Origin of the sequence: Ligilactobacillus acidipiscis DSM 15836 (genome assembly GCF_001435755.1) — a bacterium.
Lineage (GTDB): Bacteria > Bacillota > Bacilli > Lactobacillales > Lactobacillaceae > Ligilactobacillus > Ligilactobacillus acidipiscis.
In genome coordinates this window covers 1-313 of sequence record NZ_AZFI01000404.1, presented here as the reverse complement: position 1 = coordinate 313, position 313 = coordinate 1, and the positions used below count along the sequence as shown (strand labels likewise).

The 313-nt window shown below is 32.9% G+C and carries 1 pseudogene; it reads right to left on the bottom strand.

The window, feature by feature from the left end:
* Window positions 1-248, bottom strand: a pseudogene (locus FC65_RS11265) (IS30 family transposase); the annotation flags it as partial.
* Window positions 249-313 lie beyond the last annotated feature (65 nt).

The following is a 313-nucleotide window of genomic DNA, read 5'->3' as shown; positions in this document are numbered from 1 at the left end:
TTCTGCTTAATGTATTTGGTTTCATCTTCTGGTAATTCAATTGCTTTTCGACCGCAATGAGTTTTATTAACTCGATGATTTTCTTGAAATTGACTAATTGAATTACCAGCATCTAGAAACCGGTAAACACGATAAACGGTTTCGCTGGAACGTTTAAGAGCTTTAGCGGCATGATAGGCTTTAATATCTTGTTTCCAAAAATTATATATAAAGGTTAATTCACGTGTGGTAAGATGTTTATAAGTCATTTGTGGTTACCTCTCTTTTGATTAGGGATATTCAAAAGTCTACCACAAATGGCTTTTTTATTTCT